Raw genomic sequence first — 14,370 nt, forward strand, 5'->3', positions numbered from 1 at the left:
TTCGAAATGACAAAAAAATAATACTATTTGCCTGTTTCGCGGTTAAATAACTCTTTGCTAAATATTACAAATCATTCTCAAAATTGTACAACATGAAGTAAGTCTTACTTCGGACATTTGCATTGTAATAACTAAAAAGATAAAACAATGACACATCAATATGTAATTTCAGGAATGTCATGCGATGGATGTCGCAAAAAAGTTGAAAAAACTTTGAATGCGATTGAAGGAATTCAAGCTGAAGTAACTTTAGATCCTCCTTTGGCAGTCATTACAATGGAAAAACACATTTCTACAGAAAAATTTCAAGAGGCTTTAACAGAAGCTGGAAAATATACGATTGAAATGACTTCTGCTAAAAGTGTCTCAGAAACTCCTGTTAAATCTTGTTGTTCTACTGAAAAGAAAGATAATCATGCAGGTCATGAACATAAAAAGAAGACAGCTGTAACGCATAATCACAATACAACCGGCATTTTTTATTGTCCGATGCATTGTGAAGGCGACAAAACTTATGACAAACCTGGCGATTGTCCAGTTTGCGGAATGGACTTAGTACCTCAAGCAGCAATTGGAACGCAATTTACGTGCCCGATGCATCCAGAAATTGTTTCAAATGAGCCTAGCGATTGTCCAATTTGCGGAATGGATTTGGTTCCTATGCAAGCGTCTGAATCTGAAGAAAATAAAACCTATACGGACTTGGTAAAGAAAATGAAGATCGCAGTATTATTTACACTTCCAATTTTCATTATATCAATGTCAGAGATGATTCCGAATAATCCGCTTTATAAAATAATGTCGATTGAAAACTGGAATTGGGTTCAACTTCTATTTTCAATTCCTGTAATTTTTTATGCAGGTTGGATGTTTTTTGTACGCGCCTGGAAATCAATCGTAACTTGGAATTTAAACATGTTTACGCTTATTGGTATTGGAACTGGTGTTGCATTTTTGTTTAGTATTGCCGGAATGTTTTTTCCTGATATCTTCCCATCTGAATTTAAATCACATCACGGAACGATACATCTCTATTTTGAAGCTGCAACGGTTATTCTGACTCTGGTTTTATTAGGTCAATTACTCGAAGCCAGAGCGCATGGACAAACTAATGGCGCTATAAAAGAATTATTAAAATTAGCTCCAACCGAAGCAACTTTGATTGAAAATGGTCATGACAAAGTAATCTCGATTCATAACATTAAAAAAGAAGATCTGCTTCGTGTAAAACCAGGAGAAAAAATTCCTGTTGACGGAAAAATCATAACTGGCGAAAGCAGTATTGATGAGGCAATGATTACAGGCGAACCAATTCCTGTTGATAAAAAAATAGGCGATACTGTAATTGCAGGAACAATAAACGGAACAAAATCTTTTGTAATGATTGCCGAAAAAGTAGGTTCTGAAACCTTGCTTTCGCAGATTATACAGATGGTAAATGATGCAAGCCGTTCTAGAGCTCCAATTCAAAAACTAGCAGATCGCGTAGCAAAATATTTTGTTCCAACAGTTGTTATCATTTCGATTGTAACCTTTATTGTTTGGGCAAAATTTGGTCCAGAGCCAGCTTATATCTACGGTTTAATTAATGCTATTGCAGTTTTAATTATTGCTTGTCCTTGTGCTTTAGGATTAGCAACCCCAATGTCTGTTATGGTTGGTGTTGGTAAAGGAGCGCAGCATGGTATTTTGATAAAAAATGCCGAAGCGCTGGAAAACATGAATAAAATTGATGTTTTAATTACCGATAAAACGGGAACTATTACTGAAGGAAAACCATCTGTAGAAAAAATTTATGCGGTCAATAATAATGAAGATTCTTTACTGCAATATATCGCTTCTTTAAACCAATACAGCGAACATCCATTAGCGGAAGCTGTTGTTAATTTTGCTAAAGCGAAAAATCAAAGTTTACTTGAAGTTCCCGATTTTGAAGCTGTTACAGGAAAAGGAGTTACGGGAACGGTAAACAACTCGAAAACAGCATTGGGAAATAAAAAACTGATGATTGAAGTAGGTGCATCTGTCTCTGCGGCAATTGAAGATAAAATTATTGCCGAACAGAATCTAGGTAAAACAGTGTCTTATATTGCAGTCGATAATACCGTTCTAGGTTATGTTACAATTACAGATGCCGTTAAAGCAACCAGCGCAAAAGCAATCAAAGATTTAATAGATCAAGGCGTTGAGGTAATTATGATGACAGGCGACAACGGTAATACAGCAAAAGCAGTCGCCGATCATTTGCATTTAAGTTCGTTTAAAGCAGATTGTCTTCCTGAGGATAAACTAAAAGAAATTCAACGTTTACAAGCCGAAGGTAAAGTTGTTGCCATGGCGGGCGACGGAATTAACGATGCTCCGGCTTTAGCACAAGCGAATATTGGAATTGCAATGGGCACCGGAACTGATGTAGCCATAGAAAGTGCTAAAATAACACTCGTAAAAGGTGACTTAAGCGGAATTGTAAAAGCGAAAAAACTTAGTCATTCTGTTATGAAAAACATTAAGCAAAATCTGTTTTTTGCTTTTATTTATAATGTTTTGGGTGTGCCGATTGCCGCAGGGGTTTTATATCCTGCATTTGGAATTTTACTTTCTCCAATGCTTGCTGCTTTAGCAATGAGTTTAAGTTCTGTTTCTGTAATTGTAAATGCCTTACGATTACGAAATCTTAATCTTTAAAAAAATCATTATGAAACTATATACTATTATAATTGCTTTTTTGATCACCTTTAGTGCTCAAGCTCAAAAAGTAGTTCGTTACGATTTACACGTTCGCGATACGATTGTAAATTTCTCCGGAAAAGAAAAACGTGCACTTACTGTTAACGGACAAATCCCAATGCCGACTTTGACTTTTACTGAAGGTGACATTGCCGAAATTTATGTGCATAACGATTTAAAAAAAGAAAACACAGCAATGCACTGGCACGGTTTATTTTTGCCAAATAAAGAAGATGGTGTTCCCTATTTAACGCAAATGCCAATAAAACCCGGAACAACTCATAAATATACTTTCCCTATAATCCAGAATGGAACTTATTGGTATCACAGCCATTCAGGTTTACAAGAACAAATAGGTTTATACGGGCTTTTTATCATCAACAAAAAGAAAGACGATCCTACTTTTAGAAAAGGTATCGACGATTTACCCACTATTCCAGTAATTTTGAGCGAATGGACTGATTTGAAACCAGAGAATGTGCAACGAATGCTGCACAATGCGAATGATTGGTTTGCTATAAAAAAAGGAACAACACAAAGTTATGCCGAGGCGATTCAAAAAGGAAAATTCTCGACAAAAGTCACCAACGAATGGAAACGTATGAATGCCATGGATGTGAGTGACGTTTATTATGAAAAGTTTTTAATTAACGGAAAAAATGAAAATCAGCTTTCGCAATTTAAAGCAGGCGATAAAGTAAGACTGCGAATTGCAAACGGAGGTGCTTCCAGTTATTTCTGGCTGACGTACGGCGGCGGAAAAATAACGGTTGTAGCCAGCGACGGAAATGATGTTGAACCTGTAGAAGTCGATCGATTGATTATTGCTGTTTCTGAAACTTATGATGTAGTCGTAACAATTCCTGAAAACAACAAATCTTTTGCTTTTTTGGCTACAGCCGAAGACAGAACCGGATCAGCTTCTTTGTTTTTAGGTGAAGGAACCAAACAGCCTGTTTCACATCTTCCAAAATTGAAATATTTTGAAGGTATGCAAATGATGAATGACATGATGAAAATGAACGGCGAAATGAATGATATGGGTATGAAAATGTCACTCAACAAAATGGACATGAATGCCGTGATGTATCCTGAAATTTCTGGAGAAGATGAATCAATGAAAAAAGAAGATCATTCGAAACATAATATGGGCGACATGAAAATGTCAACTGATACAACTGAGACTGCCGAAATCACAACTCTAAATTATGGAATGCTAAAATCTCCAACGATAACAACGCTGCCCAAAGATGCTCCTGTAAAAGAACTACGTTTTGAATTATCAGGAAACATGAATCGCTATGTTTGGAGTTTAGACAATAAAGTAATTTCTGAAACAGATAAAATCTTAATCAAAAAAGGTGAAAACGTACGTATTGTATTGTACAACGGATCAATGATGCGCCACCCAATGCACTTACACGGACACGATTTTAGGATTTTGAATGAACATGGCGATTATTCTCCGCTGAAAAATGTTATCGACATTATGCCAATGGAAACAGATACAATCGAATTTCAAGCAAATGCTGATGGTGATTGGTTTTTTCACTGTCATATTTTATATCATATGATGGCAGGAATGGGACGTATTTTTACTTATGAAAATTCAGCTCCAAATCCGTTGATTCACGATCCAAAAATGGCAGACAAAATGCTGAAAATGGATGATCGTATGTTTCATTTTATGGCCGAAAATGATTTTGCTTCAAATGGAAACGATGGAGAAGCAATGCTTGGCAACACTCGTTGGAGCATTGGAACAGAATGGCGATTGGGTTATAATGACAAACATGGTTATGAAACTGAAACACACATAGGCCGATACATTGGAAAAATGCAATGGTTTATGCCTTTTATAGGTTTTGACTGGCGATACCGAAAAATGGGAATGGATGAACAGGAACAAAATATGTTTGGTCAAACGAACACCAAAGACAATCGTTCGGTTTTTAGTGCTGGTATCGAATATACTTTACCAATGCTTGTAAAGGCACAAGTTGAGGTTTTCACTGATGGAAATGTGAGAATACAGTTTGAACGAAAAGACATTCCGCTTTCTAGACGCTTACGAATGAATCTAATGTGGAACACAGACAAGGAATATATGGCTGGTCTAAAATATGTCGTAGGCAGAAACTTTGGGATCACAACGCATTATGACAGCGATATGGGTGTTGGATTTGGAGTGAATTTGAATTATTAATTGTTTTTAAACTATGTAAGTAATTCAAGTTACCGTTGTCTAATTATTTTCAACACATAGAAATATAGCTTTTAAAGTCAAAAATAGGCATTTCACTTTTTTTCTCCTTTTCTAGACATAAAATCTATATTTCTATGTGTTGTATTGTTTTACAATTATACCGAACAGATAATTAACAATAAATTTAATGCTTTTTTGATACGTATTAACTTATCGTTGACAATTTCCAAAACTAAATCGTATTATATTTGAACTAACATTTTTCAATCAAAAAAAGAATAATACCTAACAATTAAATTACACAAAAAATGAAAAAATTATTTACCGTTTTAGCAATCGCCTTATTTACAATTGGTGCACAAGCACAAGACACAAAACCAGCTCCGAAGAAAGAAAAAGCTAAAAAAGAATCTTGTTCTAAAAAAACAGATGATAAAAAAGACAAAAAATGCTGCTCTAAGAAATAATTACTGCGCATATTATGACAAAAGGCTTCGAATATTCGAAGCCTTTTTTTATGTTTTTTTCGCGGCGAGAAAACTCGTAACCAACTTTGACAAAGTTTTAAACTTTGTCAAAAGTCCATTCAAAAAGAAATCCTTTTAATGTTTTAATCTGTGGCAAAAAAACTTCAAAAACTATTTCACCGTTGCCACATTTCCTGTTCGTGTGAGAACTCCCCAACTTTGGCTTTCGCCTTTTATGGCTCTTCGTAAGGCCTTAAATAAAATCACATACATCAATTGTCTATACACAAATCGTTGTGGAATTAACCATATTAATTTAGTCAGTTTTTCTTTTTCAAAAATAAAAGCAATCACACTAACCAGCATATCAACCAACATAAATGCTATGTAGTAAATAAGTATTTTATGAAGACTGTCTGGATCATTATAATTCCAAAATAAACTTAAAATAAGAACTAAATCTGCCAAAGGCGCGAAAATTGGCAGCACAATTTGAAAAAGCAGAATATTAGGCAAAGCAACCATTCCTAACCATTTATATCTTGGATTGAAACACGCATCTCTATTTTTCCAAAAAGCCTGCATAATACCATAACTCCAGCGAAAACGCTGTTTCATAAACTCTTTCAAACTTTCAGGAGCTTCAGTTACTGCCACTGCTTCAATACAATTTATAATATGATAGTCGTTTTTTAAAATACGAATCGTTAAATCACAGTCTTCTGCAAGTGTATCAGTTGTAAATCCTCCCGCTTTTTCGATTGCTTCTTTTTTAAACGCACCAATTGCTCCAGGAACAACCGTAATTCCATTGATTAAATCAAAAGCCCTTCTATCAAAATTTTGTGCCGTTGTATATTCAATACTCTGCCATTTCGTAAGCATTGTATTTTCATTTCCCACTTTTACATTTCCAGCAATAGCACCAATTTCTTCATTATTTTTCAACTGAATTCTAAAACCTTTCATTAATTGCGAAACAGCATCTGTTTTTAGTTGTGTATCAGCATCAATACAAATTACATAATCATTTTGAGTCAGCTCAATTCCGTAATTTAATGCCGATGCTTTTCCTCCATTAGGTTTCGTATGTACTTTTACTTTCGGATTATTAGCAAAAGTTTCATTGATCATTTCAAAAGTTTTGTCTTTAGAACCGTCATCAACAAAAACAATATCAAAGAAAGGATAATCCTGACCCAATAAATTTTCGATTGTTTTTACGGCATTTATTTCTTCATTATAGGCAGGAACAATAATACTTACTTTTGGAAGCTCACCTTGAAAATCGCTATAAACAGGCGGATATTTATGGTCTTTCCATTTTTTTATAAAAGCCATTACAGCCATTAACGCAATTCTTAAGAACCCCAGAAAAATAGCTACCCAAAATGTTGCTGTAATAAAATGTCCAAACCAATATCCAAAATCGAAAATGAAATTATCAAGTGAGATAAACGGTCCCTTTGCTTCTGGCATGATTTCATCTTTAGTTTTACCCAGCAAATGAGAAACGGTTGTAAACTGAATATTTCTGTCTTCAAAATATTTAATAATTCGAGGTAAAGCTTCAACAGTAGCTTCTCTGTTCCCGCCTGCATCATGAAGTAAAATAATTCCTTTATCAGGATTTGCCTCATATTGTGATATTGTTCTCTTATAAATAGAATCAGCACTTACACCTTTTTCCCAATCATTGGGATCGATACTTTCACCAACGGTATAATAATTTTGGGCTTTACTTAAAGCAATTGGTTTGAGCTCAGCTTCTGTGGTTGGCTCAGCATCTGCATTATAAGGTGCTCTAAAAAGAACTGTGCTTCTTCCCGTAACCGCTTCGATTAATAATCGTGTCGTTTCCATTTCCTTAGCGGCTCTTTCTGGACTTACCAAAGCAATATTAGGATGCGTAAACGTATGATTGCCTATTTCGTGACCCTCGTTATAAATTCTTTGCAGCAACGGAATATTGTTTTCTCCTTGAATACCAATGACAAAAAATACTGCGGGTACTTTTTCTTTCTTTAAAATATCTAAAATCTCTGGTGTATAAATAGGATCAGGCCCATCATCAAAAGTTAAAATAACTTGCTTGTTTACATTTCCAAATTTGCTGATTACGTATTTTGTTGGTAATTCTACATATTTCTGTTCTGTAATTATCGTTTCGTCCTTATTGATTTCCAACTCAATTTTTCCAGGTGCAGGATCGGCAATAACATTTAATATTTCTCCATCGCCAATATATGCAGGACTTTCTATTCGTGTATTGACACGTTTCATTACTTTAAAATCGAAAGGTTTTTTCTTAAGACTTTCGTTTGTTAAACTTCGATGATAATAAGTCCATAAACGTTGATCTTCACTTCCTAAACGCCATAAAGCGGTTCCTGCTAAGCCATATTCGTCACTAAACCTGATCGTGTTAAAATTTGTCGCGGCATCTTCAAAATCGACTTCATGTTTTTTTCCGTTGCTGTCTGTATATTTAAAGGAGTTATTATAACTGTTATTATCAAACTTTATCGTGGCATTATATTGTTTGGCAATCGCAATTGCCTGATCATACGTGATGGTTTCTCCCTCCTCTTTTTCCTGCCAGTCGTATCCATAACCTGCAAAACATAAAATGATTTTTTCTGACGGAATTTCTTTTGCCGTTTTATCTACAATTCGTTCTATCCATTTCTGACTGCTTACAGCTCCGGGAATACTACTGGCATAATGCTCATCATAAGCCATAAGAAACATATAGTCATTATATTTTGACAATGCTTTTACATTAAAATCATCATCACCTGCCATAATATCCTGCGTGACAAGATATCCCATTGGATTCAGTTTTTCATATAATGCTTTTTGAAAAGCAATTATCGGTTCATCGCCATTCTCTTTAAATTCCTCAAAATCGATATTTATTCCTTGCAAATCATATTTTTTCAAGGTCTTTACGATATCATCAATAAGTCTTTCTCTTTTATTTGTATCATGAAGAATGCGATGAATAAGATCACCATCAAATTCACCTTCACCCAAAGATTCATTTATGTTGTTAATTAAAGGAAGTATTTTGACTTTTCCTTTTTTCATCACTTTTAATGCAGCAGTGTCAATTTCTGTTCGCAATAAATCAGTTTTGGGATCAATAAAAAACCATTCTGGGATGACCATATTGAGTTTATCAATATTTTTTTGGAGTGAAAATAAACTTTGTGGATCCCAATCTACATAAAAAGCAGCTCTAACTTCTGAAGCTGTTTTTGAAACGGCCGGCTGTTTTTTTAGTTTATCTATTTTAGTTTTTGCTCTTAAGAAATAATCAAACCCCTTAAACTTTTTAAGCTCTTTATCCGTCAGATTTTTGGGCGTAACAGGATTTTCTAAACTATGTCCTGCTCGACTGCTATTGGCTAAAAGCGGTAATGGCGGCTTTAATCCTCTTTTTAAAGTGATAAAAAAGATGGGAACCATTAAAATAAGAATAAACAAAATAAGCCGACTTGACCATTGAAAAGTTTTCCAGCGTTTTTGAGTTACGGTCTGAAATACTTGCTTTTTACCATCCATAAACTTTTCTTTTTAGATAAATGCTATTAAAAAATTAATCTGAAATCTTTAAAGCCTTCAACAACATCAATAAAATTTGATATCTTATTATAAATGAGAAGCTTACCGCATAAAGATAATTCTTTAAATTGTAAAATTATTATTACTAAATGAAGATCGCATTAATAAACTAATTTTATATACAGCAGTAATTCCGAATAAAATTACAAAAGTAAATCTTGCAAAAAACAAACTAAAACAATAAAATTCAGCATTTTACAAAACATTACGCAAAAAAAATGACCTGTTTAGAACAGGTCATATATAGTATTTCTTTATTGCTATTTTATTTCAGTCGCACACTCCATTCAAAATCCATTTCAGAAACCTGAACTCCATCTTCGTTTGTTCCTATAGATTTCATCCAGAACGTTTGTCCGTCGCCTGTTGCAATAGTTCTTTGAATCGCATCAGCAATTAAATATCCGTCATTGCAGACAAATGTAATTCTACCAGTTGCTTTTTTGCTAAAATTCCCTTTGTTGTTGGCAACAAGCATTGATATTTTTTTACCGCTTTCTTGTATTTGCGAAATCACCATAGCGCCCGTTGTTAATTCGGCTGCCATTGCTTGAACTGCAAAATACATTGAATTGAAAGGATTTTGATTTATCCAACGGTGTTTAACGCTTACTATACATCTGTCTTTGTCGATTGCCTTTACACGTACACCACATATGTATGCCGATGGCAATTTGAATAGTACAAATTTGTTGAGTTTGGAAACTGATACAGCCATAGAATTTATTTTTTTGTAAAAATACAAAAAAACTATGCACGCACAATAAATTGCTTTTACTTTCCTAAATCAGCAGTAAAAACAGGGCTTACGAATGGTTTTCAGTCTTTTATAGCCATTTTTAAAATCTAAAATTTGTTAAAATTTTGTTAATAATTAGTACTATGCAAAACAAGATACTGTCTTTTAGCCATATATTTGTATAAGAAATTACTATATACTTTTAATCATGGAAACAACAACACCACTCATCATGGAAACAACATCAGAAAAGAACACTGCGACGTTCACACATCTAAGTACGTTGACTCAGTACATTATTCCATTTGGAAATTACATTTTTCCAATATTAATCTGGACGAGTTACAAAGACAAATCAGAATTTGTAAATCACCACGGAAAACAGACATTGAATTTTCAATTGAGTTTATTGCTTTACACTTTAGTTTTAGCTTTAATTGCAATTCCAATTTTCTTTGCTGTTATCCTGCAGAACATTCCGATGCAAGCAGTTTTTAATGACGAAAATTTTGTCATCAGAAATTTCAACTTTGAAGGGAACATTGGATTAATAAGTATTGGCTTAACAGCAGTTTTACTTTTTGCGGTATTAAAATTTGTTGAATTCTTTTTAGTGATTTATGCTTCAATAAAAGCTTCAAACGGAGAATTATATAAATATCCGTTAACGATTCCTTTTATAAAGTAATCAACGAATTAAAAGTTATAGTCGAAACTTTACAAGCAATCAACAAGAATCGTTTCGAATTCAATCATCAATCAATCATCATCAATCAAAAAACGAATTGTTCAATCTAAAAAAAACAAAATGAAATTATGAACATTGAAAACACAAAAGCACAGATGCGCAAAGGTGTTCTTGAGTTTTGCATCTTATCAGTATTAAAAGAAAAAGACGCATATACATCTGAAATATTAGACACTTTAAAAAACGCAAAATTACTAGTTGTTGAAGGAACTGTATATCCACTTTTAACTAGGCTGAAAAATGACGGTTTACTAAATTATCGCTGGGAAGAATCGACCTCAGGGCCGCCTCGAAAATATTATGGATTAACCGAAATAGGACAAACATTTTTAAACGAACTTAGCGGCACCTGGACAGAATTATCTGATGCTGTAAATCTAATCACCAATCAAAATCAATAAGTCATGAACAAAACAGTAAATATTAACTTAGGCGGTATGTTTTTTCACATCGATGAAGATGCATATTTAAAATTGACACGCTATTTTGACGCTATAAAAAGATCTCTTAATAATTCGTCTGGTCAAGATGAAATCATCAAAGACATCGAAATGCGCGTTTCTGAATTATTAACAGAAAAACAAAAAAGCGAAAAACATGTTGTAGGACTAAAAGATGTTGACGAAGTGATTACAGTAATGGGACAACCTGAAGACTACATCATTGAAGACGAAGAAAAATCATCTCAATCTTTTAATAATTACGGTGCAAGAAAACACAAAAAATTATATCGTGATAAAGAAAAAGGTATGATTGGCGGTGTAGCAACTGGATTAGGACATTATTTTGGAATTGATGCTGTATGGATCAAAATCGTATTCTTAGTATTTGTTTTTGCAGGTTTTGGAACTGGAATTCTAGCGTACTTCGTACTTTGGATTGTAACTCCTGAAGCGGTAACAACTTCAGAAAAATTGGAGATGACTGGTGAGCCGGTAACCATTTCAAACATCGAAAAAAAAGTACGTGAAGAAATTGACTCATTATCTGATAAATTTAAAAATGCAGATTATGACAAAATGGGAAACCAAGTAAAGTCGGGAGCTGAGAGAATAAGTAGTTCATTTGGAGACTTTGTCATGACCATCTTTAAAATCTTCGCTAAGTTTTTAGGCGTAATTTTAATCATGTCTGGAATTAGTGTTTTGATCATGTTGTTGATTGGAGTTTTTACTCTAGGAACTAATGTTTTTGTTGACTTTCCTTGGCAAAACTTCGTTGACGCAGGAAACTTTACAGATTATCCTATTTGGTCGTTTGGTTTGTTAATGTTCTTTGCGGTTGGAATTCCGTTCTTCTTTTTAACTTTATTAGGATTCAAACTATTGTCTCCAAGTTTAAAATCAATCGGAAACATCACAAAATACACTTTACTAGCGATTTGGATTATTGCTGTTGCAATCGCAATCAGCATTGGAATTAAACAAGCTACTGAAATTTCATACGACAATAAAACTGTAGAGAAAAAAGCACTTAACATTAGCACAAAAGATACATTGTTTGTAAAATTCAGATACAACGATTATTATGCAAAAGATCTGAATCACCGCAGCGAATTTGAATTTGTACAAGATTCAGCTAACAATCAGTTAATCTATTCTAATGATGTTCGTTTGCATGTTTTACACACTGATGAAGCTGCTCCTTATATTCAAATAGAAAAAAGCGCAAGAGGTAACTCTTTTATAGCAGCAAAACAAAGAGCAGAAAAAATTGATTATAAATTTCAAGTTAAAGGAAATTCTTTAATTTTGGATAACTTTTTTCTTACAGATGTAAAAAACAAATTTAGAGGTCAAGAAGTTGATGTTTACTTATACTTACCAGAAGGGCAGTTATTTAAACCAGACGCATCTGTACAAGATTATGACGATTCTGATGATGATTTTTTCAATCTGCATTTTAGCGGAAACTACAACTACAAAGTTGAAGGATCAAAAATTAAATGTTTAGACTGTCCGGCTGATGAAAATGAATATGACGATGTAGAGGAAGTAAACCAAATTGATAATGATACAGTAAAAGAAGTTTCTATTAAAATAAATGGAAAAGAAGTTCTTAACGGAAAAAAAACTAACGGAAAGCTAACCACTGATAAAAACGGAGTTGTAATTAAAATTAACTAAGCCATGATCAAAATAATCATTCATATTACAAAATTTATTGTTGCGACTATCACCGCATTATTGTTTGCCTCATGTAATTTTAACGTGAAAACAATTGAAGGAAGCGGAAACGTAACCACCGAGAAAAGAATTGTTCAAGGAGATTTTCAGAACGTAAAAGTCAGCAATGCTATCGACTTGGTAATCGAACAATCTGATGCTACAGAAATTATAGTAGAAGCCGATGATAATTTACAAAAAGAAATCATCACAAAGGTTGAGAACGGAACTTTAGTTATTCATTGCAAATTCAACTCATTCCGAAACATTACAATGAAAAAGGTGATTGTAAAAATGCCTGTTATTAATAAATTGGAAGCATCGAGCGCATCATCTGTAGAAGGAAAAAATATCATTCAAGGAGAAAACATAGAACTCGAAACTTCGAGCGCTGCAAACATGAATCTTAACATCGAATCTGACAATATCATTGTAAACTCAAGCAGCGGAAGTGATGTTAAGATAGAAGGAAAAGCATTGAGAATTCAAACAAAAGCTTCTAGTGGTGCAAACATAGATGCAAAGAAATTACTGGCAAATGAAGTTCAAGCAAAAGCTTCAAGCGGCGGAAGCATAACGGTACATCCTATAGTAAGTTTAAAAGCAGATGCATCGAGCGGAGGTGATATTGATTACGACATTGCACCTAAAACAATAGAAAAAAATGTAAGCTCAGGCGGAAGTGTAAGTCAGCACTAAGCAGCTCTTAACTGTTAAATATAAAAGAAATCATTCATCAAAAGTGGATGATTTTTTTATATTTGCTAAAATCAAATCTAGAATTAATGAAAAAAAATACTGCACTGCTGCTATTGCTTTTAGTAACAACATTAACTTTTGCTCAAAAAAGAGAAAAAATAAAAGGTTCTAAAATTGTCACTACATCAATTAAAGAAGTAGGAAATTTTGATGCCATTGAAGTGGAAGACAATATAGAAGTTTACCTTGAAAGAGGAGAAAAAAACGAAATTAAAATTGAAGCTGATGATAACATTCATGATATCATAGGAATGGATTTAAAAGAAAAAACACTTCGTTTATTCACTTCAAAAGAAAGCACTATTTTCAAAAAACTAGCTGTACATATAACATACACTAACTCGCTGACAAAAGTGAGTGCAAAAAATGATGCAATTGTATATGCAATTCAAGAAATTCAACTAGACGATATTACGTTTAAAAGTATTGATTTTTCAAAATTATTCTTGAATGTAAACTCAAAAAAATTCAATTTAGTAGCTGATGACAGATCAAGAACAGAACTAAATCTAAAATCGGAAGAAGCCAGTTTACAATTGAGCAAATATGCCTCAATAAAAACCTTAATTTCTGCCATGAAATTTAAATGCGATTTGTATCAAAAAGCAAGCGCAACAATTGAAGGAATTACAGAAAAAGCTACGATTCGTTTAGACAACAACTCTGTTTTTACAGGAACAAAATTTACTTTGAAAGAAGCAAATATCACAACTGAAGGTTCTGCTGTAGCTTCTATTTTGGCAGAAACAACTATCGCAATAGCGGCTGGAGACAAGTCTGAAATTTCATTATTAGGTGATCCAAAAATAGAGCTTACACGCTTTAGCGAAGAAGCAAAACTGATTAAAAAACCAGGAGCGCCAAAAGCAAAAACAACAACATTGTAAACAGCTTTCTAAATCACTAGAATTTAGAAGAAACCAACATAAACA

10 protein-coding genes are annotated in these 14,370 nt (G+C 33.5%); 8 read left to right on the forward strand and 2 right to left on the reverse strand.

The features are described 5' to 3' along the window. The first annotated feature begins 147 nt into the window (after positions 1–147). The 3 genes from NLG42_RS00850 to NLG42_RS00860 all read left to right on the forward strand — a co-directional run bounded on the left by NLG42_RS00850 (position 148) and on the right by NLG42_RS00860 (position 5,400). Positions 148–2,685, forward strand: coding sequence for a heavy metal translocating P-type ATPase (locus tag NLG42_RS00850; protein ID WP_257682745.1), 2,538 nt, complete (start codon positions 148–150; stop codon positions 2,683–2,685). 10 nt (positions 2,686–2,695) lie between these two features. Continuing rightward, complete coding sequence (locus NLG42_RS00855) at positions 2,696–4,933, forward strand: multicopper oxidase family protein (protein WP_257682746.1); 2,238 nt, start codon at positions 2,696–2,698, stop codon at positions 4,931–4,933. A 308-nt stretch (positions 4,934–5,241) separates the two neighbouring features. After that, positions 5,242–5,400, forward strand: a complete 159-nt coding sequence (locus NLG42_RS00860) for a hypothetical protein (RefSeq protein WP_165765113.1) — start codon at positions 5,242–5,244, stop codon at positions 5,398–5,400. 171 nt (positions 5,401–5,571) lie between these two features. Here the strand turns inward: NLG42_RS00860 and NLG42_RS00865 are convergent, their stop codons facing one another. Both NLG42_RS00865 and NLG42_RS00870 read right to left on the reverse strand, forming a co-directional pair. Continuing rightward, complete coding sequence (locus tag NLG42_RS00865; RefSeq protein WP_257682747.1) at positions 5,572–8,967, reverse strand: trifunctional glycoside hydrolase family 18/polysaccharide deacetylase/glycosyltransferase family 2 protein; 3,396 nt, start codon at positions 8,965–8,967, stop codon at positions 5,572–5,574. A 325-nt stretch (positions 8,968–9,292) separates the two neighbouring features. Next, positions 9,293–9,745 (reverse strand): DUF4442 domain-containing protein, encoded by a 453-nt coding sequence (locus NLG42_RS00870; RefSeq protein WP_089058393.1) that lies wholly within the window; start codon positions 9,743–9,745, stop codon positions 9,293–9,295. Between the two features lie 229 nt (positions 9,746–9,974). On the opposite strand from NLG42_RS00870, the gene NLG42_RS00875 reads away from it, so the two are divergent. The 5 genes from NLG42_RS00875 to NLG42_RS00895 all read left to right on the forward strand — a co-directional run bounded on the left by NLG42_RS00875 (position 9,975) and on the right by NLG42_RS00895 (position 14,325). Next, entirely contained in the window at positions 9,975–10,454 is a 480-nt protein-coding gene (locus NLG42_RS00875; protein ID WP_089058394.1) for a DUF4870 domain-containing protein, read from the forward strand. 128 nt (positions 10,455–10,582) lie between these two features. Beyond that, positions 10,583–10,915 carry a PadR family transcriptional regulator gene (locus NLG42_RS00880; RefSeq protein WP_008464689.1) on the forward strand — a complete coding sequence of 111 codons (333 nt, stop codon included), beginning with the start codon at positions 10,583–10,585 and terminating at the stop codon, positions 10,913–10,915. A gap of 3 nt (positions 10,916–10,918) precedes the next feature. Further along, positions 10,919–12,640, forward strand: coding sequence for a PspC domain-containing protein (locus tag NLG42_RS00885; RefSeq protein WP_257682748.1), 1,722 nt, complete (start codon positions 10,919–10,921; stop codon positions 12,638–12,640). A gap of 3 nt (positions 12,641–12,643) precedes the next feature. Continuing rightward, positions 12,644–13,378 carry a head GIN domain-containing protein gene (locus tag NLG42_RS00890; protein WP_089058396.1) on the forward strand — a complete coding sequence of 245 codons (735 nt, stop codon included), beginning with the start codon at positions 12,644–12,646 and terminating at the stop codon, positions 13,376–13,378. Between the two features lie 86 nt (positions 13,379–13,464). Further along, complete coding sequence (locus tag NLG42_RS00895) at positions 13,465–14,325, forward strand: GIN domain-containing protein (protein WP_199170264.1); 861 nt, start codon at positions 13,465–13,467, stop codon at positions 14,323–14,325. Positions 14,326–14,370: the final 45 nt, after the last annotated feature.

The sequence above is a fragment of the Flavobacterium plurextorum genome, from assembly GCF_024638035.1.
GTDB lineage: Bacteria > Bacteroidota > Bacteroidia > Flavobacteriales > Flavobacteriaceae > Flavobacterium > Flavobacterium plurextorum.